This window comes from Candidatus Pelagibacter communis (genome assembly GCF_001180105.1).
GTDB lineage: Bacteria > Pseudomonadota > Alphaproteobacteria > Pelagibacterales > Pelagibacteraceae > Pelagibacter > Pelagibacter ubique_K.
Genome location: NZ_CVSO01000003.1, coordinates 1 through 21,853, shown reverse-complemented (window position 1 = coordinate 21,853; position 21,853 = coordinate 1). Strand labels below are relative to the sequence as shown.

Annotated in this window: 22 protein-coding genes and 1 pseudogene; 7 read left to right on the top strand and 16 right to left on the bottom strand. The window is 26.9% G+C overall.

Annotated features, from left to right (window positions below; translation table 11 throughout):
* Nucleotides 1-69: 69 nt before the first annotated feature.
* Nucleotides 70-375, bottom strand: coding sequence for a preprotein translocase subunit SecG (gene secG, locus AMN84_RS01315; RefSeq protein WP_075482731.1), 306 nt, complete (start codon nucleotides 373-375; stop codon nucleotides 70-72).
* A 5-nt stretch (nucleotides 376-380) separates the two neighbouring features.
* Nucleotides 381-1,121 carry a triose-phosphate isomerase gene (locus AMN84_RS01310; RefSeq protein ID WP_075482729.1) on the bottom strand — a complete coding sequence of 247 codons (741 nt, stop codon included), beginning with the start codon at nucleotides 1,119-1,121 and terminating at the stop codon, nucleotides 381-383.
* Nucleotides 1,122-1,177: 56 nt separating this feature from the next.
* On the opposite strand from AMN84_RS01310, the gene AMN84_RS01305 reads away from it, so the two are divergent.
* The 7 genes from AMN84_RS01305 (at nucleotide 1,178) to gltX (ending at nucleotide 8,586) form a co-directional block, all read left to right on the top strand.
* The gene (locus tag AMN84_RS01305) at nucleotides 1,178-2,605 is read left to right on the top strand and encodes a SurA N-terminal domain-containing protein (protein WP_075482727.1); all 1,428 of its coding nucleotides are present in this window, start codon (nucleotides 1,178-1,180) and stop codon (nucleotides 2,603-2,605) included.
* Nucleotides 2,602-4,059 (top strand): anthranilate synthase component I, encoded by a 1,458-nt coding sequence (gene trpE, locus AMN84_RS01300; RefSeq protein WP_075482725.1) that lies wholly within the window; start codon nucleotides 2,602-2,604, stop codon nucleotides 4,057-4,059. The genes AMN84_RS01305 and trpE overlap by 4 nt, the downstream gene beginning before the upstream one ends.
* Nucleotides 4,056-4,631 (top strand): anthranilate synthase component II, encoded by a 576-nt coding sequence (locus AMN84_RS01295; protein WP_075482723.1) that lies wholly within the window; start codon nucleotides 4,056-4,058, stop codon nucleotides 4,629-4,631. The genes trpE and AMN84_RS01295 overlap by 4 nt, the downstream gene beginning before the upstream one ends.
* Nucleotides 4,628-5,620 carry an anthranilate phosphoribosyltransferase gene (gene trpD / locus AMN84_RS01290; RefSeq protein ID WP_075482721.1) on the top strand — a complete coding sequence of 331 codons (993 nt, stop codon included), beginning with the start codon at nucleotides 4,628-4,630 and terminating at the stop codon, nucleotides 5,618-5,620. Before AMN84_RS01295 ends, trpD begins: the two co-directional genes overlap by 4 nt.
* Nucleotides 5,613-6,404 carry an indole-3-glycerol phosphate synthase TrpC gene (locus AMN84_RS01285; protein ID WP_075482718.1) on the top strand — a complete coding sequence of 264 codons (792 nt, stop codon included), beginning with the start codon at nucleotides 5,613-5,615 and terminating at the stop codon, nucleotides 6,402-6,404. The genes trpD and AMN84_RS01285 overlap by 8 nt, the downstream gene beginning before the upstream one ends.
* Before the next feature lie 87 nt (nucleotides 6,405-6,491).
* The gene (gene lexA / locus AMN84_RS01280) at nucleotides 6,492-7,163 is read left to right on the top strand and encodes a transcriptional repressor LexA (RefSeq protein ID WP_075482716.1); all 672 of its coding nucleotides are present in this window, start codon (nucleotides 6,492-6,494) and stop codon (nucleotides 7,161-7,163) included.
* 22 nt (nucleotides 7,164-7,185) lie between these two features.
* A complete protein-coding gene (gene gltX / locus AMN84_RS01275; RefSeq protein ID WP_075482714.1) occupies nucleotides 7,186-8,586 on the top strand; it encodes a glutamate--tRNA ligase in 1,401 nt (466 codons plus the stop codon).
* Here the strand turns inward: gltX and lpxB are convergent.
* The 14 genes and pseudogenes from lpxB to AMN84_RS01205 all read right to left on the bottom strand — a co-directional run.
* Nucleotides 8,563-9,693: a lipid-A-disaccharide synthase gene (gene lpxB / locus AMN84_RS01270; RefSeq protein ID WP_075482712.1), complete on the bottom strand. Its 1,131-nt coding sequence runs from the start codon at nucleotides 9,691-9,693 to the stop codon at nucleotides 8,563-8,565. The two genes, gltX and lpxB, sit on opposite strands and share 24 nt — an antisense overlap.
* Nucleotides 9,690-10,478: a UDP-2,3-diacylglucosamine diphosphatase LpxI domain-containing protein gene (lpxI, locus tag AMN84_RS01265; protein WP_075482710.1), complete on the bottom strand. Its 789-nt coding sequence runs from the start codon at nucleotides 10,476-10,478 to the stop codon at nucleotides 9,690-9,692. The genes lpxB and lpxI overlap by 4 nt, the downstream gene beginning before the upstream one ends.
* A gap of 1 nt (nucleotide 10,479) precedes the next feature.
* Nucleotides 10,480-11,262, bottom strand: a complete 783-nt coding sequence (gene lpxA / locus AMN84_RS01260) for an acyl-ACP--UDP-N-acetylglucosamine O-acyltransferase (protein ID WP_075482708.1) — start codon at nucleotides 11,260-11,262, stop codon at nucleotides 10,480-10,482.
* A gap of 19 nt (nucleotides 11,263-11,281) precedes the next feature.
* Nucleotides 11,282-12,262: a UDP-3-O-(3-hydroxymyristoyl)glucosamine N-acyltransferase gene (gene lpxD, locus AMN84_RS01255; RefSeq protein WP_075482705.1), complete on the bottom strand. Its 981-nt coding sequence runs from the start codon at nucleotides 12,260-12,262 to the stop codon at nucleotides 11,282-11,284.
* A 54-nt stretch (nucleotides 12,263-12,316) separates the two neighbouring features.
* Nucleotides 12,317-12,766, bottom strand: a complete 450-nt coding sequence (gene fabZ, locus AMN84_RS01250; protein ID WP_075482703.1) for a 3-hydroxyacyl-ACP dehydratase FabZ — start codon at nucleotides 12,764-12,766, stop codon at nucleotides 12,317-12,319.
* A 4-nt stretch (nucleotides 12,767-12,770) separates the two neighbouring features.
* Nucleotides 12,771-13,289, bottom strand: a complete 519-nt coding sequence (locus AMN84_RS01245; RefSeq protein ID WP_082254944.1) for an OmpH/Skp family outer membrane protein — start codon at nucleotides 13,287-13,289, stop codon at nucleotides 12,771-12,773.
* 5 nt (nucleotides 13,290-13,294) lie between these two features.
* The gene (gene bamA / locus AMN84_RS01240; RefSeq protein ID WP_075482699.1) at nucleotides 13,295-15,523 is read right to left on the bottom strand and encodes an outer membrane protein assembly factor BamA; all 2,229 of its coding nucleotides are present in this window, start codon (nucleotides 15,521-15,523) and stop codon (nucleotides 13,295-13,297) included.
* Nucleotides 15,520-16,689 carry a 1-deoxy-D-xylulose 5-phosphate reductoisomerase gene (locus AMN84_RS01235; protein ID WP_075482697.1) on the bottom strand — a complete coding sequence of 390 codons (1,170 nt, stop codon included), beginning with the start codon at nucleotides 16,687-16,689 and terminating at the stop codon, nucleotides 15,520-15,522. Before AMN84_RS01235 ends, bamA begins: the two co-directional genes overlap by 4 nt.
* A 2-nt stretch (nucleotides 16,690-16,691) precedes the next feature.
* Nucleotides 16,692-17,345 carry a phosphatidate cytidylyltransferase gene (locus AMN84_RS01230; RefSeq protein ID WP_075482695.1) on the bottom strand — a complete coding sequence of 218 codons (654 nt, stop codon included), beginning with the start codon at nucleotides 17,343-17,345 and terminating at the stop codon, nucleotides 16,692-16,694.
* The gene (gene uppS / locus AMN84_RS01225; protein WP_075482693.1) at nucleotides 17,345-18,016 is read right to left on the bottom strand and encodes a polyprenyl diphosphate synthase; all 672 of its coding nucleotides are present in this window, start codon (nucleotides 18,014-18,016) and stop codon (nucleotides 17,345-17,347) included. Before uppS ends, AMN84_RS01230 begins: the two co-directional genes overlap by 1 nt.
* A complete protein-coding gene (frr, locus tag AMN84_RS01220; protein ID WP_075482691.1) occupies nucleotides 18,013-18,564 on the bottom strand; it encodes a ribosome recycling factor in 552 nt (183 codons plus the stop codon). Before frr ends, uppS begins: the two co-directional genes overlap by 4 nt.
* Nucleotides 18,564-19,415 carry a translation elongation factor Ts gene (gene tsf / locus AMN84_RS01215; protein WP_075482689.1) on the bottom strand — a complete coding sequence of 284 codons (852 nt, stop codon included), beginning with the start codon at nucleotides 19,413-19,415 and terminating at the stop codon, nucleotides 18,564-18,566. The genes frr and tsf overlap by 1 nt, the downstream gene beginning before the upstream one ends.
* Nucleotides 19,416-20,189, bottom strand: a complete 774-nt coding sequence (gene rpsB, locus AMN84_RS01210; RefSeq protein WP_075482733.1) for a 30S ribosomal protein S2 — start codon at nucleotides 20,187-20,189, stop codon at nucleotides 19,416-19,418.
* Nucleotides 20,190-20,312: 123 nt separating this feature from the next.
* Nucleotides 20,313-21,853 (bottom strand): annotated as a pseudogene (locus AMN84_RS01205) (DNA polymerase III subunit alpha); the annotation flags it as partial.

Below are 21,853 nucleotides of genomic sequence, written 5' to 3'. Positions count from 1 at the left end.
CCGCCAGTGACAAAAATATATCGCGCCATGGAAGTATGTTATAAGCTTTTTTTTGTAAAAATAAAAGAATTAATTGTTGTTATCAGGTATTTTTGGAGCGTCTTTATCTGAATTTTCGTCCACTGTATCAATTAATGATTTTTCAGGACTTAATTTTTGATTCGATAAGATAGTCAGTCCTAAACTACAAATTATAAATAATGTTGCTACAATAGCTGTACTTTTGGTCAAAAAATTGCCTGCCGTTTTGGAAAACATATAACTTTCTTGTGATACACCAATTCCTAATGCGCCACCCTCTGATTTTTGAAATAAAACAAGAATTACTAAAATAATAGCAAGGACAATGTTTATCGTTAGCAAAATGTTTTCCATGGGGACTAATTATACGTTTTTTTTACTATATCAATAAATTTTTTGGAGTTTTGCGAAGCTCCACCGATTAAAAAACCATCAAGATTAGTTATTTTTTTTAAATTTCTTATATTTTCAGGATTTACAGATCCACCGTATAAAATTTTTGGTAATTTACCCTTAAATTTTTTTTTTATGAATTCAACTGTTTGCTCGAGTTCATCTATTTTAGGAATTTTTCCAGTGCCAATTGACCAAACTGGCTCATAAGCAACAAATATATTAGACTTTTTTTTTATCTTTTTTAAACCAAGTTTAATTTGTTTTGATAAAATTGATTTTGTTTTTTTTCTCTTTTTTTCAGACAAAGTTTCGCCAATACAAAAAATAACTTTTAATTTTGATTTAATAGCACTTTTAATTTTGAGATTAATAAGTTTGTCAGTTTCGCCTTTTTGTCTATTTTCTGAATGACCTAAAATTACATAATTGGCACCAGAGCTTTTAAGCATTTTTGAATTTACGAAACCTGTATGTGAGCCATAGTCCTCACTCTCATGACAATTTTGACCTCCTATATCTATTAAACAATTTTCAAACTTTTTCAAAAAGGAAGAAATTAAAGTATATGGAGGACAATAAATTAATCTTCCTTTCTTAATTTCTTTAGATTTTGAAAATCTAATAACTTTATCCAATGTATTTAATGATTTTAAATTTCCATACATCTTCCAATTAGCAATGAAATACATAATTTTGTTTGTCATAATTCCTTTTTTAATCTATAGATTTGTTTTTATAGATCAATAAATAATCATATATAATGTTAAATAAGTTTAAAAATTTCTCGAAAAGTAAACTTGGAGCAGTCGTGGTATTTATCGTTGCCTTGCCTTTTGTATTCTTTGGGATGGGTAGTGTTTTTCAAAATAAGGACACAAATAACATTGCTAAAATTGACAATTATAACATTTCAACTAAAAATTTTACTAATCATATTAGTTCTCTGGGTATTAGTTCTGAGGTGATAAGAAATAATTTAGATCAAAATATTTTAGAAGAAATATTAAGTGATTTACTAGCTAAAAAATTTATTGAATTAGAAATAGATCATTATGATTTATTAATTTCAGATAAACAATTAGTCAAAATTATAAAAAAAAATAAAAATTTTTTAGATCAAAATTCTAAATTTGATAGAATTAGATATGAGAAGTTTTTAATTGAAAACAATATAAATGCTTCAGATTTTGAAAAGAGACTTAAAGATAGAGAATTAGAAAAAAAACTTTTTTTTCTTTTAAATGGAGGTATCAAAGTGCCAAAATTTGAAATAAATAAATTTTATGAGTACGAAAATAGTAAAATTGACTTAAGATTTATTAACCTTGATAATTTTTATAAAAAAAAGAGTCAATTTTCTGAATCAGAAATCGCAAATTATATTGAAAATAATAGTGTCAGTTTACAACGAGATTTTATAGATTTTGATTATGTAAAAATAACACCTAAAAACTTAGTTGGTGCAAATGAATATAGCGAAACATTTTTCACAGAAGTTGATAAAATTGAAAATGATATCTCCAATTTTTCAGATCTCAAAAATCTTTTAAATGATTATGAAAATATTAATGTTGAAAAAAAAACAAATTATACACTTGTTAATAATGATGATCCTTTTAAAGAGGTCTATGACAATAGATTTGAAAATGGTATTCAGATTATGGATAAAAATGACTATATTCTTCTATTTCAAATCAAGAATATCGAAAATAAAATTCCAGAAATAACAGATAAAAATTTTAAAAACTTTATTTTAACATCATTAGTTGAGAAAGAAAAATTTGATTATAACAAAAAAATTTTTGATAAAATAAGTGTCAATAAATTTTCAGATGCTGATTTTGAAAATATTAGTAGTGATAAATCCTTATTTGAAAATATTCAGTTAAACTCCGTTAAGGATAATAATTTTTTTGAAATCAATTCAATTGAGTATATTTATTCACTTCCTGAAAAAAGTTTCCTATTAGCCTCTGATGAAAAAGGCAAAATATACTTAGCCAAAATAGATAAGATTAAAACACAAAATATTGATAATAAAAAAAAAGATTTTGATACTTATTACAATAAAACACATGAAAAATTAAAGAGTGATGTTTTTTCTACTTATGATTTATACTTAAATAAAAAATATAATGTAAAAATTTATTCAAGGACAATCGAAAGATTAAGAAACTATTTTAAATGAAATTAAATGTAAGTCTAAAAGAATTTAAAAAAAAACATAACCAAAAAAAAAATCAAGTTTTATACTATAAAATTAAATCCAAAAGTTCTTTTGAGATTGAAAATTTGATTAATAACTTTCTAGTAGATAAGAATAGTTTTATTTTTGAGTCCGTAGAAAAAGGTAAAATAAAAGGTAGATACACAATTTTTGGCAAAGAACCAGATAAAATATGGGAGTTTAATCAAAAAAGAGTTTCTTCAATTATATCTGGAAGAAAAAAAATAATTAAAGGTGATCCAAAGATTATATTAAGTAAAATAATAGATGATTTTAAATTTAATATCCCATCTTCATTACCGCCTATGTGTAGTATGATAGCTGGATACTTTTCTTATGATGCAATTAGATATATAGAAAAAATCAAAAATTCTTGTACTAACGATCTTAAACTACCAGATATTAGATTGATTAGACCTACTACTCTAATAATACATGACAATGTTAAAAAGGAAATTTTTTTTATCAAAAATATTTTTTCTGATATTAAAATTAATAACCTAAAAAAAAAGTATTTTGAAATACAAGATGAAATTAATAGTCTTTTGATAGGTTCAAAAGTTTCTAAATTTCAAAAGGATAACTCAAATAAAAAGTTTAGCGTTAAATCAAACATTTCAAAAAAAAGGTTTTTCCAAATTGTAAACAAAGCCAAACAATATATAAAGAAAGGTGACATATTCCAGGTTGTTTTAAGCCAAAGATTTGAGTCAAAACTTACAAAAAAACCAATTGAAATTTATAAGAAATTAAGAGTTACTAATCCTTCACCGTTTATGTTCTTCTTTAATTTTAATGACTTTCAAATTATTGGAGCAAGTCCAGAAATATTGGTTAGATTAAGAAATAATGTAATTACTGTAAGACCAATTGCAGGAACAAGACCTAGAGGAAGAAATAATAAAGAGGATAATTTATTAAAAAAAGATCTAATCAATGATAAAAAAGAATTATCTGAACATCTTATGCTTCTCGACTTAGGTAGAAATGACGCTGGAAAAGTTTCAAAGATTAATACTATAAAAGTTACTGAAAAATTTAAAATTGAAAAATATTCACACGTTATGCATATCGTATCTAATGTGACGGGTATCTATGATAAAAAATTCTCAAAATTTGAGGCCTTAATGGCTGGGTTTCCAGCAGGCACAGTTTCGGGAGCACCTAAAATAAGAGCGATGGAAATAATCGATGAACTTGAAAAAAATAATAGAAAAATTTACGCTGGAGGAATTGGTTACTTTTCTGCAAACGGAGATTTCGATACTTGTATAGCTTTAAGAACAGCAATAACAAAAAGTAACAAATTTTATGTTCAGGCAGGCGCTGGAATTGTTGCGGATAGCAAGCCAATAAATGAATATAATGAAACAATTAATAAAGCAAAAGCTTTAATAAAGTCTTTAGAAAAATGAAAATACTTCTTATTGATAACTACGATAGTTTTACATATAATTTGTACCACTACTTATCTGCTCTAAAAACTAAAGTAGAAGTTTATAGAAATGATAAAATAAATTCCTCAGAAATTATCAAGAAAAGATTTGATAGAATTGTTATTTCTCCAGGACCAGGGAACCCAAATCAATCTGGAAATTGTTTGAAAATTGTAAAAGAATTTCATAGCAAATTACCTATTCTTGGAGTTTGCCTCGGACATCAAATAATAGGTCAAGTTTTTGGATCTAAAATAATTCAAGCAAAAAAATTGATGCACGGAAAAACAAGTAGAATAATATCTAAAAAAACCGGAATACTTAAAAATTTACCTAAAAACTTTGAAGCAACTAGATATCACAGTTTGATAATTGACAAAAAAACACTGTCAAAAGAGCTGGAAATCACTGCAGAAACAACGGACAATTTAATAATGGGGGTTAAACATAAAAAACATAATGTGCATGGGGTGCAATTTCATCCTGAAAGTATTAAAACAAAACTTGGAATAAAAATTTTAAAAAACTTTATTAGATTTAAAAACAAATGAAACAATTCATTAACAAAATAGGAGCAAAACAAGATTTAACTTTTTCAGAAAGTAAAGAAGCTTTTAAAATATTAATGGAAGGAAAAGCTAATGATCAAGAGATATTTGATTTTTTAACTATGTTATCAAATAAAGGTGAGTCTTCTGATGAAATAGCTGGGGGTGTTTACGTATTAAGGGAAAAATCAAAAAGGGTAAATGTAGAAGATTGTATTGATACATGTGGTACGGGTGGAGATGGTATGAACACTTTAAATATATCTACCGCATCAGCTCTATTATTGGCTAGTATGGATATTAAAGTAGCAAAACACGGTAACAAAGCTGTTTCATCAAAATGTGGATCAGGTGATGTATTGGAGGCACTCGATATAAATATTAATTTGGATTCAAATGAAATTGAACAACAAATAAGTAAAAACAATTTTGGTTTCATGTTTGCACCGAACTACCACAGCGCAATGAAATTTGTTGGGCCAACTAGAAAAAAAATTGGAAAAAGAACAATTTTCAATATGATTGGACCATTAAGTAGCCCTGCATTAGTAAAAAAACAAGTTATTGGTGTATTCGATAAAACACTTTTAGAGATATTTGCAAATGCTTTAAAAAGTTTAGATATTAAGTTTGCATGGATTGTAAACAGTGATGATGGTTTAGATGAAATATCACCATATGCAAAAACTAACGTGATGCAATTAAAAAACAATGAGATTACTGAAATTACAATAGACCCAAAAAAATTAAAAATAAACGCTGATAATTTTGAAAACCTTATAGGGCAAGATGCTAAATTTAACGCTGATAAAATGTTAGGTATTTTTAAAGGTGAAGATAATGATTTTTCAAAAGCAGTATGCTTGAATGCTGCTGCAGGATTAATTGTATCAGGAAAATACGAAAATTATGAACAGGCATACAATTATGCAAGAGATTTTATAAAGTCAGGGGCTCCATATAAACACTTAGTAAAAATACAAAATGCCTGAAAACATTCTTGAAAAAATAATTAAAAACAAAACTGAGAAAATAGAAAAACTCAAAAAAACTATTACATCAGAATCCTTGAATGATTTAATTAAAACAAATAGTACTTTTGTAAATTTTAAAGAAAAAATTGAGGATAATATCAAAGAAAATAAATTTTCTATTATTGCCGAAATTAAAAAAGCTAGTCCGTCAGCAGGTATAATAATCAAAGATTATGACCCTGTGGAAATTGCCTGTACATATAATAACAATAAGGCGACATGCTTATCTGTTTTAACTGAAGAGGATTTTTTTTATGGAAACTTAATTCACATAAACAAAATTAAGCAGAAAATAAAATTACCAATTCTTTGTAAAGATTTTTTTATCGATAAATTTCAAGTATCTTTGGCCAAAAGTTATGGAGCGGATGCAATATTAATTATTTTAGCTGGGGTTACTGATAAGGTGGCAAATGAATTGTACGAAGAAGCACTTAGATTAAATATGTCAATTATTGTCGAAGTTCATACTGTGGAAGAAGCCAAGCGAGCATTAAAGTTCAAAAATTCATTGATTGGAATAAATAATAGAAATCTTAAAACTCTTAAGACTGAAATAAATACAACTTACGATATTCATGAAGTTTTGGTCACTCATCCTGGGCCTTTAATTTCTGAAAGTGGAATAAAAACAAAAGACGAACTATTAGAAATCTCAAACAAAACCACAATCAAAACTTTTCTTATTGGTGAATCACTATTAAAAGATTTAGACAATAATTCTATTTTTTCAGTATTGTAGCGTTTAAAAGCCCCTAATTTCCTCTATTTTTTTCTATTGTTAATTGATAAGAACTTTTGTAGAACATAAATGTACGTAATTTGTTCTATGCTAACTAAAAAACAAAAAAACTTATTAATGTTCATCAATAAGAAGCTGAGAAGCAGTGGTGTGTCTCCTTCCTATGAAGAAATGAAAAGCTCTTTAAATCTCAAATCTAAGTCAGGAATACATAGACTGATAAGCGCATTAGAAGAAAGAGGTTTTATTAAAAGGTTGGCTCATAAAGCACGAGCATTAGAGGTTGTAAAATTACCTGAAACAGCTTCAGCAAATGATATTTATAACTCGTTTTCACCAAGTGTAATTAAGGGAGGACTTGATGAAACGACAGACAATGAAAACGAAATTCCAGTTTTAGGGAAGATTGCAGCCGGCACACCAGTTGAAGCTATTCAAAATGAAGTGAGTAGAATTCCCCTTCCAGCAAATATTGAGAAAAATGGAGAATTTTTTGGTCTTAAAGTTCAAGGTGACTCTATGATAGAAGCTGGAATAAATAATGGTGATACAGTTATTGTAAAAAAAGCTGACACTGCCGAAAATGGAAAAATTGTGGTTGCATTAATTGATGATCACGAAGCAATGCTGAAAAGAATAAGAAGAAAAGGTAAAACTATAGCGCTTGAGAGTGCAAATAGAAATTACGAAACTAAAATTTTTGGTCCTGATAGAGTAAAAGTTCAGGGTGTTCTTGTATCTTTATATAGAAACTTCTAAAAAAATAGTCTAAACATTATTAATGTCAAAAGTAGCAACAAGATTTGCTCCATCACCTACGGGGCCGCTTCACATAGGTGGGGTAAGAACTGCTTTATTCAATTGGTTATTTGCAAAAAATAAGGGTGGAGATTTTCTTCTAAGAATAGAAGATACAGATAAAGAAAGATCAAAAAAAGAATACCAAAATCAAATTATTCAGTCCTTAAAATGGATTGGTATAGATTATGATAGCGATGAGTACATACAATCAACCAAAATAAGTGGTCATGTCAAAATTGTAGCGGAACTTTTAAAAAAAGGAAATGCTTATAAATGTTATTGCTCAAATGAGGAAATTGAAGAACAAAAGAAAAGAGCTAAACAAAAAAAGATACCATATATTTATGACAGAAAATGGAGAGATAAAAACGAAAATGAGGCTCCAAAAAACATTAAACCGGTAATAAGGTTTAAAAGTAAGATAGATGGTAAGTCCAAATTAAAAGATTTGGTACAAGGAGATGTTGAAATAGATAATAATACAATTGAAGATTTTGTTATTTTAAGGAATGATGGCACACCGACATATAATCTATCAGTGACTGTAGATGATCATGAAATGAATGTAACGCATATCATTAGAGGAGATGACCATAAAATCAATACTTTTAAGCAAATGCAAATATATGAGGCTATGAATTGGGATCTACCAAAATTTGCCCATATACCTTTAATTCATACAAAAGAAGGTAAAAAATTATCAAAAAGGGATAAAGATTCTACACTAGATGATTATTCAAAAATTGGAATAATGCCAGAAGCTTTGAGAAATTATTTGTTAAGGTTGGGGTGGTCTTTTCAAGATAAAGAGATTTTTAATTTGGAAGAAAGCATCAAACACTTTAATTTAGAAGGAATTGGCAAATCTCCCTCAAAATTAGATTTAAACCGTATTTTGTCTATGAATGAATATTATATTAAGAATATGAAAGAAGATAATTTATTTGATCAATTAAAAGAATTTTGTGAAAATTATAAAGAAAAAATACTCCCTGAAAAAGAAGATCAAGTAAAAAAATCTCTTATATTTCTTAAAAATAAAGCAAAAACATTAGAGGATATTTTTAATAATTTAAAATACTTACTTTCTGACGAAATTAATTTTAATGATGAGGATTTAAAATTGATAGATAGTACGTCAAAAGGAATTATTGCTGAATTTAAGAGTAAAATAAAAGATATATCAAAATTTGACCGAGAAAGTTTAGAGCCATTGATAAATGAATTGATAAAGACTAATAACACAAATTTTAAAGGTGTTGGTCAACCCTTAAGAATTGCGTTAACAGGGTCGAAATATGGACCAGGTATTTATGATATTATTGTTTCTTTAGGTAAAGACGAAGTTCTTAAAAGATTAGGAAATAAGATATTTATTTAAGACTTTTGCGGCCTCCTCGCTAGAGGAACTAAGAGGTCTTATCTGATCAAGAGTTTTTGAGCATTCTTCAACTTGATTTTGTGCAAATTTTGGATTTTTTAAGAAGTATACAGTTGATTTATAAATTTCTTTAGCATTACACTCATTTTGTAAGAGTTCTGGAATAACTTCTCTTTTATTTATTATATTTATAATATTAGCGAACTTAACTTTTACGAGAGACTTCATTATTAGGTAATTAACGTAATTTATCTTATAAATAATAATTGAAGGTACTTTTGCATTACAAATTTCCAAAGAAACAGTGCCTGATTTTGATACAGCAAAAATTGAATTGAGTAGTACTTCAGACTTGATATCTTTATCTACTACAATATCACAATTATCTAAATTTGATTTTTCTAATTTTTCAGTAATAAAATTTATATTTTCTAATGTTGAATGAAACACAAAAACAAAATCTTTATATTTTTTGTTCATTAGCTTTATGAATTCGATTAAAATTGGTAAAAGTGCTTTTAGCTCTGATATTCTACTTCCTGGGAATATAGAAATTATTTTCTTTCCTCTAGAAATATGAGATATATCAACTTTAGATTTATTTTTTTCTAATAAAGGATGCCCTACAAATGTGTTTGGGATATTTTCTTTATCAAAATATTTTCTTTCAAAATCGAACAATAATAGAAAATGATCTATAAATTTTTTGAATTTTTTTACTCTACCTTCTCTCCAAATCCATACTTGAGGGGCAACGTAATGAATAGTTTTAATATTAGCATTAATTTTTTTTACTCTTTCAGCAACTCGCAAAGTAAAATCTGGGCTATCGACACTAAATAATATATCAGGGTCAAATTTAATAATTTCTTTAACAGTGAAATCAATTTTTTTTTTTATTTTAAAAATATTAAATAAAACACTTGTAAATCCCATGTAAGTAATCTGTTCAATATTGAAAATCGAATTTATGCCCAAACTTGCTAAATTTGATCCACCAACAGATAAAAACTTAAGATCGTTATTTCCTTTTTGAATTTTTTCAATTACTGTTGTTGCTAATTTATCTCCTGAAGCTTCTCCTGTTAAAATAAAGACCTTTTTCATTTTATTAATATAAACATCTTATTTTTAATGGCAAAGTTAATGCATTTGTTTTTTTCTAGAAAAATATTTTGTTTATCTTTAAGCACTATTCCTTTAAGACCTGCTTTTTTACAATCTTTTAAAGTATCTAAACCTATAGTAGGTAAATCAACTCTCATATCTTGTTTTTTTTTTGGATATTTAATTAATACACCTCTTTTGATTTTTGTTTTATTAATTTTTTTAATTAAATTTTTAGTACCCTTTGAGGTTTCTTTAAAAGCTGAATTTTCCCTTACAACAATTGCTTGAATATGGTCAAAAGCTTTAGTTTTTTTAAGAATATTTTCACCTTTCTTAATATCATTTAAGTCATCTTTTGAAGGTTTGTATTTAGTATAGTTGCCTTTCTTTAATGATAGTTCTGGAGTAAAAAATGTAGATTTGATAACCTTAACTTTTTCTAAAGCTAAAATGTTTATTAATTCTTTTAATATAGCAGCATCCCCTTTTTTATAAGCTGTGATAATTTTTGGAAGATAGTAAATTCCGGTCATATCAAGTTTTAATTTTGATAAATTTGGTTTGTCTATTTTACCTGCAAATATTACTTTTTTGCATTTCTTTTCTCTCAACAATTTCAAAATTGATCCAAACTGTCCTATATTTACTCTAAATGACTTTAAATCTTTCTTGAAAATATTTTTCTTTGATAAATCTAAAATAAGATATTTTTTTTTATTTTTCTTTATTTTTTTTAAAATTAATTTTGGAAAATCAGTGTCTCCAAAGAACAAACCTATCATTTTATTTACTTAATGGCGTACAAATTGGCCTTTTTTTATCATGGTTAATAAAGTCTATCACCTCTCTTACATAAGTGTTTACCTTAAGAGACTCGCTCAATTTTGCTAAATTTTCATGTAAAGACTTTGTCTTAAAGATTTCTTTATAATCTTCTGAGAGGGCTAAAATTTCTTTATTTGAAACTTTTTTTCTTCTTAAACCAATTAAATTAATACCTTCAAGATAGTTTCTATTGCCAAATGATAATCCGTATGGAATTACATCTCTTGAAACTCCTGACATACCACCTATCATTGCCATTCTGCCTATTCTTGTAAATTGTTGAATACCACAATTTCCTCCAATTATTACATCATCTGAAACTTGTGCATGTCCGGCAATAGCTGCACTATTTGCAATAACCACATTATTACCAACCATGCAATCGTGTGCAATGTGGGCACCTATCATAATAAGATTATTATTGCCTATTTTTGTTATTCCGCCCCCTCCTTCTGTTCCTGTATTAATAGTTACATGTTCTCTAATAATATTATTATTTCCTATTTCTAATTTCGTTTCTTCTCCTTGATATTTTAAATCTTGAGGGTCCGTTCCAACCGAGGCAAATGGAAAAATTTTTGTGTTGTTGCCTATTGTGGTATTTCCTTTAATATTAACATGAGATTGAATTTCTGTACCTTCGCCTATTTCAACATTCGGGCCTACGATACTATAAGGTCCTATTATAGTTTTTGCTGAAATTTTAGCTTTTTTATCTACAATTGCTGTTTTGTGGATCATAAATTTTTTAATTTCTCTTTTATTTGTTATCTTTGATAAATTCTTTTAGATCTTTTGCTGGATACCCCATAACTCTACTATTATCAGGGATATCTTTTATTACCCCGCTACCTCCACCAATTTTTATATTGTTGCCAATCTTAAGATGTCCTGAAATGCCCGCTTGACCACCTATCATAACATTATCACCTAATATTGAAGATCCTGCAAAACCAACCTGGCCCGCAATTATACAATTATCACCAATCTTAACGTTATGGGCAATATGTATTTGATTATCAAGAAAGGTATTTTTGCCGATTACTGTATTTGAAATAGAACCTCTATCAATTGTTGATCCACATCCAATTTCTGAATAATCATTAATTACAACTATTCCTATTTGTGGGAATCTATAATTATTTCCATTATTTGGAAAGAAACCAAATCCTTTTTTGCCCAGTACACAACCATCTAAAACTTTAATATGATTTTTCAAAATAGTATTTCTAATAATTGTATTTGATCCAATTGAGCAGTTATCTCCAATTATAACATTTTTTTCTATAATAGTATTATGACCAATTAAACAGTTTTTCCCAATTTTTACTTTAGAACCGATAAGAACATTTTTCCCAAACTTTACTTTATTTTTAAATTTAGTTTTTGATATTTCTTTTACAGAATTATCAAAATCGTCGTTGACAGAGTCAGGATATAAAATTTCTGTCACTTTAGCAGTGCTTATCAAAACATTCTCAACAATTATTTTTTCACATTTATTAGGTAAACAATCCTGTAAGTTTTTCGTTGTAATACAGGCTGCAGCTTTTGTAATTGATGCTTGTGGTTTATATTTATTTGAATGAAGAAAACTAATATCTTTAGAGGAGGCAGAATTTAAATCAGTTATATCAAAAATTTTTATTTTTTTATTATCATTTTCATTATTCAATTTTAAAACTTTATAAACTTCTTTAAGTTCTAGAGGTCCATAATTTTTAAAAAAAGGATTTGTCATAAAATAGTTAATAACAAATACTCGTAATTATTACTTATCAAGTTTTGTTGCTAATTATTTCTTATCAACAATTGTAGCAGACCATATTGCATCAGCCATTTTTAGATTATTTACAAAGGCATTACCTTTATATTTCCACACTCTTCCATGAGATCTAATAGCTTCAATCTTTAGCTCCAGCTTACAATTAGGTATTACTGGATTTCTAAACCTAGCTTTTTCAATATTCATTAAAAATACTAATTTATTCTCATAAGTTGACTTATCCAAACCATCCGCCGTTAGGGCTGCAGCAGCTTGCCCGAAAGCTTCTACAATTAATACTCCAGGCATAACAGGCTGATCAGGAAAGTGTCCTTGAACAAAAAAACTTTCTTTTGTAACATTTACAATAGCTGTGGCGGAATGTAATTTTTTGATATCTACTAGCTGATCTAATAATAACATTGGCTCTCTGTGAGGTAAAAGTTGCTTAATTTGATCTTTTGTTAAGCTATTTGACATTTTATTAATCTATTTTAATACTTTTAATTTTTTGGTTTACAAGATTTAAAATATCTTTGGTTATATCATCTTCTTTTGACCCCATCACAATATGTTTTTTTTGGACAATTATTCTTATGGAATTTTCTTTAGAATATGTTTCTAGTATCGGAGCAAGTTTTTTAATTAAATTTGTTGATGCTTTGACTCTAGTTTGTGTTATATCATTTGAAGCTTTGCTTCTATCTTTTTGATAATTTGCAATATCAGCTCTTAAATCTTGTATCTTTTTTTTAAACTCTTCCTCACTAAGTACATTTTTTTGAGATATAAGTTTTTTTTCTTTTTCGAAAATATCTTTTTCTTTCTTTTTAAACGAAGCTATTGATGTCTCACGTTTTTTTTTAATTTTTGCAATAATTGCTTTTCCAGCAATTGACTCTTGCATTATTTTTTCCACATCAAGATAAACAATTTTTTCTTTAGAATACCCTGGCAACGAAATTAGAAAAAGTAATAAAATACTTGTTAATATCTTCATCATTAATTCTAAAAAGTTGTACCTATATTAAATTGAAAACTTTGTGTTTTATCAGTATCTATTTTTGAGATAGGTTCAGCAATCGTAAATGTAAATGGACCTATTGGTGAAAACCATTCAACTCCAAAGCCGGTAGAAGATCGGATATGATTTGAGTCACCTATCGAATTTGAGTAATCAACACCCCAAACATTGCCTGCATCGATGAAATAATTAAAATCTATATTTTGAAAACTAGGCATAATCATAGGTAGGTTTGTTTGAAAGTTCAGAGATGCAGAATAATTTCCCCCTATATAATCTTTTGTATCAACAGGTCCGATTTTTCCCGCTTCAAATCCTCTTAACCTTTTTCTCGGCAAGTTAAGTCTTTCTGATATTCTTACATCATCAGATAATCCATTAACTGCTCTCATGTACAATCCTAAGCTTGTAGTTATGTCGCTAATTGTATGGAAACTGTCAATTTGATACCCATTTAATAAAGTATTACTTTCAGAAACTAAAGGAATATTTTGTGTAAAAACACTTCTAAAACCATCTGATGTTTGAAATTTTTGATTTCTTTTGTCATAGTCTAGCTTATATCCCACTAATGAAGTGAAATAAGAACCCTCTTGTTTTTTTAGATTTTTACTTGCTAAATTATTAGTTTCTAAGGTTTCATAAGTAGTTCTAAAAAATGGTCTAAAAAATAAGTTATCATATTGCTCATAACCAGTTCCAAGACTAAAACCAGCGTCGGTAGATGAGTAACCAAAATCATTCATTTTATCAGTGTCTGTTATAAATATATCTGTCTGTAAAGATTTATCTGAATAGTTAAAATTGGGATTATCTATAGTAAAGTTCCCCCTTAATCGTTCCTCGCTTACTCTCAATGAAGTAGATAGCTTAACACCCTTTCCTAAAAAGTTATTTTCACTTACAGAAAATGCTGCAGTACCACCCTCAGAACCAACTCCTGCTCCTAATAAGATCTCACCAGTTGGTTTCTCTTCAACACTTATAATAATATCTTTTTGATTACCTTCTCCCCCTTCTACAATTTCACTTTCTACTGTCTTAAAAATATTTTTAGCCCTAATATTATTTAAGGATTTAGCGTGAAGCAATTTATTAAATGGATCTCCTTCATCAACTTCTAACATATCTCTAATCACCCTCTCCTCTGTAATATTATTTCCAAGAATATTTATCTTATTTACATAAAATTTTTCACTTTCTTTAACCTGAAAAGAGAGTTTTAATTTGTTATCGTTTAAAATCTCAGTTTCAATTGTAGCATCTATAAAATCATACAATCTAGATACTGAGATTTTATCTATTTGTTTAACAACTTTATTTACTTTATTAAGAGAGTATTTTTTTCCTTTGAGATTATTTAAAATCTTTTCAACATCATTAAAATCATTTTTATCGAAGTCATCGGGAAGAATTAGTTCAGTTTCACCAATACTATATATGTTACCAGCATTAATGTTGTAAATCAAATTAAAGTGGCTATCATTAAAAACAGCAGAAGAGTTTTCAACTTCTACTTTATAAAAACCTTTATTTAAAAAAAATCTTTCAAGTAATCTTTTATCTAGTTCTATTTGGTCTGGGTTAAGAAACTTTTTATTTGTAACAAATTTCCAAAATTTACTTTCTTCACTAACAATAATATTTCTTAATTTTTTATCCTTGTAATATCTGTCGCCTGTAAAAATAATATTTTTGATAAGAGCTTTTTTTCCAAGATCAAGGTTGTAAATTATATCTACTGTTTCATTGTTATTTACCTTTAATACAGCTTCAACTTCTGAAAAATAATATCCAGATTGATATAATGAAGTCTTAATTTTTTTTACATCTTGTTTTGCAAGAAATTCTTCATATGGACTTTTTTCTTTTAGATTTAAGTTTTTAAGAATAAGATTTTTTGTTTTTTCTGCTTTAACTCCATTTAAGATAATTTTTTGAATTATTTTTCTTTCTTTCACAGTTACTATTAAAGTGTCATCTACTACTTTAAATTTAATATCTGAGAAAAAATTTGTATCGTATAACTCTGAAAGAATTCTATTAAGGTCAGTTTCTGAATAATCTGAACCTAACTTTATACCTCCAAAAGTAATTATACTTTGTTCTGAAATTCTATTATTATTTTTTACTTCTATTTTGTTAATAACATCTGCGATTGCAGATGAGAAAAATAGATTTAAAATCAGGAGTGTTGAAGTAAAAAATTTCATTTTTTGTTGGATATTACACTTAAAGAACTAGTTTTCAATCTTACAAACTGATTTAATCTTTCAATTTGAGCTAAATTTTTTGGTTTTTGACGCTTAAATTTTGTGAAATCATTTAAATTTATGTATCTTGTTAAATTCGTCATCAAATCACTAAAATTAATTTTTTTATCAAGAAAAAGTTCAACTAATTGATCATTAATTGAAACTAAGATACTTTCAAAGAGACTTTCATTAGAAGGTATTATTTTTAAAATTTTAATTGAAGGAAATTTTTTTATATTCACTTTTTGGAAATTAAGTGAATTTAAAATATTAAAATCAATTTTTTTTGTTTTCAAAATTTTTTTATTTTTGGTGTGACTATATATAGAATTAAAAATTGGAATTTTCATATTTGTTTCGTGTGCCACAATTTTAATGAGACCATTTTTTAATTTAATAATTGCATGCACATATGATTTTGGGTGTATTAATACTTCAAAATTATTGTAATTAAGATCAAAAATTTTTTTTGCTTCAATAACTTCAAAAACTTTGTTCATTAATGTTGCAGAGTCCACTGAAATCTTTTTTCCCATTTTCCAATTTGGATGCTTAATTGCATCAATAGGTTTTATATTTTTGTGAATTTTTTTTTTTAAAAAAGGACCCCCAGATGCAGTAATAAATATCTTATCAATATCATTTTTATCTAAATCTTTTATTACTGACCAGATCGAAAAATGTTCAGAGTCCACTGGTACAAACTCTGTATGATTTTTTTTTAATTCTTTTTTTATTAAACTCCAGCCACAAATAATTGACTCTTTATTTGCTATAGCAATTCGTTTCGTCTTGTTAATAATATTTAAAGTTGGTTTTAAACCATTAATTCCAGATATAGCACACATAGTGTAATCTACTTTTTTTTTAATAATTTTATTAATACATTTGAAATCATTAAAAACTGAAATATTTTTAAATTTTTTTTTTAATAGAATAAACTTTTCATAATTTGTAACAATTATATTTTTAACATTAAAAGTTTTAATTTGTTTTGAAATTAAATCTAAATTTTTATCGGTAGACAATAACAAAACTTTAAAATTTTTTTTATCTTTTTTTATGATATCTAAAGTCTGTCTTCCGATCGAACCTGTTGAACCTAAAACAATTATTTTTTTCATATTCAAATAAAAGATAGAAATATAAATCCAAGAGGTATTGAAAAAATAATACCATCTAATCTATCAAGTATACCCCCGTGACCTGGTATTAGGTTGCCTGTATCCTTAATTTTTGCTTTCCTTTTAAAATAGGAGATAAATAAATCACCTAATTGACATAAAAAAGAAAATACAAAAGGTATAAATATAATTTTCATAATTCCTGCACTTAAAATTAAAGTGTCCATGAAAAAATAAATATATAAATAAAAAATTATATATGACATTATAAATGAACCTAAACTGCCTGATATTGTTTTGTTAGGGCTTATTTTTGTAAGTTTTTTTCCACCAATAATTTTACCAAACACGTATCCTCCAATGTCAGAAAAAATACAAATCATTAAAATACTAATGAAAAAAGTAATGTTAAAAGAATATACGATATAAGAGACTACAACTGTAAAAAACAAATAAATTGCAAAAAATAGACTAAAAATTTTTATTTTAAGATTGTTCCATTTAATTTTATTACATATTTGTATCCATTCAATCCAACATAAAATTGATATAATAAAAATCAAACTTATAAAAAATAATTCGTTAGACAGACATATACCCAATAAAATAAATAAAAAAAAAGATGAAATTATTCTTTGTGTAGATTCTTTTTTCATTAAATATCTCCAAAGTTTCTTTTTATCTTTTTAAATTTTTTTAAGATTTTATTAAAGTCAACTGATTTAAAATCTGGCCATAGTTTTTTCTCAAAAAAAATTTCTGTATATGCGATTTGCCATAACATAAAGTTACTTAACCTATGGGTATTTCCAGTCCTAATAAGAATTTCAGGATCGGGTATGTTTCTACTGTATAAATTTTTTTCTATGTTATAAATATTAATTGTTTTCTTTTTACCTATTTTTTTAATAGCTGAGACAATCTCGCTTTTTGAACCATAATTTAAAGCTAGATTCACCTGAAGTTTTTTATTATTTTTTGTTTTTTTTTCAGCGTAATTTAGTAATTTATTAAGTTTTTTAGAAAAATTCAATTTACCAAATATTTTGATTTTTATTTGTTCTTTATTTAAAGTTTCCAATTTATCCCTTAAATACGTTTCTAATAAACTAAATAAATATTTACGTTCACTTAAAGGTCTTTTCCAATTCTCTGTTGAAAAAGCATATAAAGTTAAAAATTTTATTTTATTCTTTATGCACTCTTTCATTGCGAGTTCTACCGTTTTTAATCCCTCTTTATGTCCTAAATTTCTCGATTTCTTATTCTTTTCTCCCCAACGACCATTACCATCCATAATTATGGCCACATGTTTAATTGGGTTCATATCGTCATTATTTCTTTTTCTTTAATCGCAACTTTTTCATCGACTTTTTTTATAAAATCATCGGTATAGGTCTGAATTATCTTTTCAAATTTTTTTTCATCATCTTCACTAATATCTTTGGATTTTAAAATTTTTTTTAGTTCATCGTTAGCTTCTCTTCTAATATTTCTTATTGAGACTTTGCTTTTTTCTCCCATTGATTTTGTTAATTTCTTTATCTCTACTCTTCTTTCTTCACTAAGATTCGGTATTGGTAATCTAATTAATTGACCATCAATTTGCGGATTAAGACCTAAATCAGACTTTTTAATAGCAGAATCGACATGTGTTACATTATTTGAGTCCCAAACTTGAATATTAATTACTCTTGGCTCAGGTGTTGTTATTGTTGCTAATTGGTTAATTGGCATTTTTTGTCCATACACATCTACTTTTATTAAATCCAACATACTCGAATTCGCTCTACCAGTCCTTAAAGATAAAAGTTCTTTTTCAAAAACTTCAAAAGTTTTAGACATTTTATGTTTATAAAGTTCCTCTTTAAACATTATTCACCGATTTTAATTCTATAAAAATCTTTTATTTTGATATTACTTTTTCTAAATTCATTTAAAATGTCTTTAACTTTTTTTTTGGGGTCCATAACCCAAAATTGAGATAATAAACTATTTTCATCTTTAAACTTATTCAATTTACCTTGAGCAATTTTTTCTAAAATTTCTTGTGGTTTGCCTGTTTCCTTTAATTCTTTATCTATAATATCTTTCTCTTTGGCTATTATCTCATCTTTTAAATTTTGACTTTCTATAACCAATGGGTTGGATGCTGCGATATGCATTGATAGTTGTTTACCGAAACTGTCAATTTCTTTTGTTTGTTTGTCCATTTCTAAACTAACAATTACAGCAAGCTTTGATAGTTTGTTTCTTATTATAGTATGATTGTAAGTATAATTTTTTCCATTATTACTATCTAAAGTTTTAGACCTACCGATGGTAATTTTTTCTCCAATCTTTGAAATTAAAGAAACTAAATTTTCTGAAACAATCTTTCCATTTTTCATTTTTGTGTTTTTTAATTTATCTTGATCAGAGTTCACAGAGTGATTTAATTCACTTATTTCATCTACAAAATTTAAAAAATCATCATTTTTTGCAACAAAATCTGTTTCACAATTGATTTCAATAATTGAAGATTTTTTTTCGTCACCAAAAATAGATACTAAACCTTCATTGGCCTCTCTTGACATTTTTTTAGAAGCTTTTGACACCCCTTTAATTCTTAAAATTTCAATTGCCTTTTCTAAGTTACCACCTGATTCTTTTAGCGCCTGATTACAATCCTTAAAACCAGCCCCTGTCGAGTTTCTTAACTTCTTTACACTCTCTAAATCACTCATTTAATTAATTGATTTTTTTTTTAAATCAGATTGTTTGATTTTTGCTGGAACTTTTTTTTCATCACTATTTTTAATAGAGTCTGTTGGCAAGTCTTTTTTAGCATTTACGATTGTTTCTCTTATTAAACTACAATATAAATCTATTGATCGTCTAGCATCATCGTTTCCTGGTATTGGAAAATCTATCCCCTCAGGATTTGAATTTGTATCTAAAATAGCAATAATTGGTATGTTAAGTTTGATTGACTCTTTTATTGCAAGAGATTCATAATTAGTATCAATGATAAAAACTAAATCTGGAACCTTTTTCATTTGAGATATTCCACCAAGTGATCTTTGAAGTTTATCTCTTTGAATGCTCATCTTCAGAAGTTCTTTTTTTGTAAAACCTCTGTTTTCAGAATTTAAATCATTTTCAATTTTCTGAAGTTTTTTTATTGATTTAGATATAGTTCCCCAATTAGTTAACATTCCTCCTAACCATCTATAGTTTACAAAATATTGATCGGTAGATTTTGCCAATTCAGCAATAGCCTCTGAAGCTTGTTTTTTTGTTGAGATGAACAAAATTTTTCCATTGTTTGATATAGTTTCATAAATTTTTTCTAGCGCTTTATTAGTAAGCTCGAGAGTTTGAGTTAAATCAATTATATGTACAGAGTCCCTTTTGCCAAAAATATATTTCTTCATTTTCGGATTCCATCTAAGAGTTTTATGACCTAGATGTACTCCTGCTTCTAAGAGTTGTTGTATAGATAAGTTAGGTATCTTCATAATTTTTCCCGGTTGTACCACCAAAGCTATTTCCATTTAAGGACCGGAGGTTATTAACCAAAAGCCTTGTGCGTATTTTTTAAAGCGTTTTATAAATTTCTTGAGGTAAAGGCAAGGGATAAATCAATGAATCGTTGCTGAAATTCCTTGATTCTTTATAAGATTCACAGTTTTTCTATCGATTGAACGCTTATCTTTAAGTTTTACTTTATACGCTTTATCACTTGATACTATATTAATGTTTACCTCAACATCTCCACCCTTTTTCAACATTTTGGATAGTATGTTGACTTCATCAACATTTCTAACTTTAAAACTTATTGAATTAATAGGTTTATTAATAAGATCATCTAGTGAAATTATCTTTTTAACATTTAACCTCATAGATTGAGGCTCATTTTGCTTGGTAATTTTTTGTATAGTCAAAATTACTGAATTTCCCTCTTTAATTTTACTTCTATTTAGTTCAAACGTGTCAGAAAAAACAAATAATTCAAATATGCTTGATTGATCAGAAAATTTAATTATTGCATATGATGTTCCTTTTTGTGTTTTTTTTTCTTGAATTTTTAGAATAGTTGCAGCAACTGATCCCTCGTTAATATCTTTACTTTCATTAAGATTTTTATAAGAAAGAATGTTAAATTCCTTAAATATATCTTGGTATTGGTTAAGGGGATGATCTGATATAAAAAAACCAACAGTTTCAAATTCTTTTGCCATTTTTTCCTGAAAACTCCATTCACCAAGATTGTCTATTACTTCGATGTTATTAGATTCTTCCGTATTAGCAAATAGATCGATTTGATTTAAAGCCTTATTTTCAAAAATATTTTTTGATTTAGATATTAAATTAGGTATTGACTCAAAGATTGATTTTCTATCTTCAAAAATATTATCAAATGCACCTGCTTTTGTAAGAGCTTCCATTTGAAGTTTGTTTATATCTTTCGGATTAACTCTATTTATAAAATCATTTAAGGATTTAAATTTACCATTTTTTTCTCTTTCCTTAACTATGTTTGAAATAGCCTCATATCCAACATTTTTTAATGCCCCTAAAGCATAATAAAAATTTTTTGTGTCAGAATAAAAATCACTGTTACATAAATTTATATCAGGAGATATTATATTTATGTTTAATCTTTTTAGCTCCTCATAGAATTCTCCTAATTTTTTTTGATTTGACATTTCCATGGACATTGATGCAGAAAAAAATTCATTGGTAAAATGAGTTTTTAAATATGCTGTTTGATAAGCAATTATAGCATAAGCTGCAGCATGACTTTTATTAAAACCGTATTCCGCAAAGGGTTCAATTTTTAAAAAAATGCTTGCAGCAATATCTTTGGGAATACCATTTTGAAATGCGCCATCTATAAATCTAGCTTTCTGTTTTTCTAACTCTGCTCTCTTCTTTTTTCCCATGGCACGTCTTAGAATATCTGCTTCACCTGCAGTGAAACCTGATAAGACTTGTGCAATTTGCATAACTTGTTCTTGGTAAATAATTACACCATATGTTGATTTCAAAATGTTTTCTAATTTTGGGTGCAAATAGTCTGGTGTTCTTTTTCCATGTTTGCAATCATTATAAATAGGAATATTGCTCATAGGACCTGGTCTGTATAAAGCGACTAATGCTATAATATCTTCTAATCTAT

Bases quoted from the DNA above. Each gene is read 5' to 3' on its own strand.
- fabZ (WP_075482703.1), bottom strand. From the start codon at position 12,766: ATGTCAAATAGCTTAACAAAAGATCAAATTAAGCAACTTTTACCTCAC.
- AMN84_RS01295 (WP_075482723.1), top strand. From the start codon at position 4,056: ATGAAAATACTTCTTATTGATAACTACGATAGTTTTACATATAATTTG.
- tsf (WP_075482689.1), bottom strand. From the start codon at position 19,415: ATGAGTGATTTAGAGAGTGTAAAGAAGTTAAGAAACTCGACAGGGGCT.
- trpD (WP_075482721.1), top strand. From the start codon at position 4,628: ATGAAACAATTCATTAACAAAATAGGAGCAAAACAAGATTTAACTTTT.
- AMN84_RS01305 (WP_075482727.1), top strand. From the start codon at position 1,178: ATGTTAAATAAGTTTAAAAATTTCTCGAAAAGTAAACTTGGAGCAGTC.
- lexA (WP_075482716.1), top strand. From the start codon at position 6,492: ATGCTAACTAAAAAACAAAAAAACTTATTAATGTTCATCAATAAGAAG.
- trpE (WP_075482725.1), top strand. From the start codon at position 2,602: ATGAAATTAAATGTAAGTCTAAAAGAATTTAAAAAAAAACATAACCAA.
- AMN84_RS01245 (WP_082254944.1), bottom strand. From the start codon at position 13,289: ATGATGAAGATATTAACAAGTATTTTATTACTTTTTCTAATTTCGTTG.
- AMN84_RS01230 (WP_075482695.1), bottom strand. From the start codon at position 17,345: ATGAAAAAAGAATCTACACAAAGAATAATTTCATCTTTTTTTTTATTT.
- gltX (WP_075482714.1), top strand. From the start codon at position 7,186: ATGTCAAAAGTAGCAACAAGATTTGCTCCATCACCTACGGGGCCGCTT.
- bamA (WP_075482699.1), bottom strand. From the start codon at position 15,523: ATGAAATTTTTTACTTCAACACTCCTGATTTTAAATCTATTTTTCTCA.
- AMN84_RS01285 (WP_075482718.1), top strand. From the start codon at position 5,613: ATGCCTGAAAACATTCTTGAAAAAATAATTAAAAACAAAACTGAGAAA.
- AMN84_RS01235 (WP_075482697.1), bottom strand. From the start codon at position 16,689: ATGAAAAAAATAATTGTTTTAGGTTCAACAGGTTCGATCGGAAGACAG.
- lpxA (WP_075482708.1), bottom strand. From the start codon at position 11,262: ATGATCCACAAAACAGCAATTGTAGATAAAAAAGCTAAAATTTCAGCA.
- lpxB (WP_075482712.1), bottom strand. From the start codon at position 9,693: ATGAAAAAGGTCTTTATTTTAACAGGAGAAGCTTCAGGAGATAAATTA.
- lpxD (WP_075482705.1), bottom strand. From the start codon at position 12,262: ATGACAAATCCTTTTTTTAAAAATTATGGACCTCTAGAACTTAAAGAA.
- rpsB (WP_075482733.1), bottom strand. From the start codon at position 20,189: ATGAAGATACCTAACTTATCTATACAACAACTCTTAGAAGCAGGAGTA.
- frr (WP_075482691.1), bottom strand. From the start codon at position 18,564: ATGTTTAAAGAGGAACTTTATAAACATAAAATGTCTAAAACTTTTGAA.
- secG (WP_075482731.1), bottom strand. From the start codon at position 375: ATGGAAAACATTTTGCTAACGATAAACATTGTCCTTGCTATTATTTTA.
- AMN84_RS01310 (WP_075482729.1), bottom strand. From the start codon at position 1,121: ATGACAAACAAAATTATGTATTTCATTGCTAATTGGAAGATGTATGGA.
- uppS (WP_075482693.1), bottom strand. From the start codon at position 18,016: ATGAACCCAATTAAACATGTGGCCATAATTATGGATGGTAATGGTCGT.
- lpxI (WP_075482710.1), bottom strand. From the start codon at position 10,478: ATGATAGGTTTGTTCTTTGGAGACACTGATTTTCCAAAATTAATTTTA.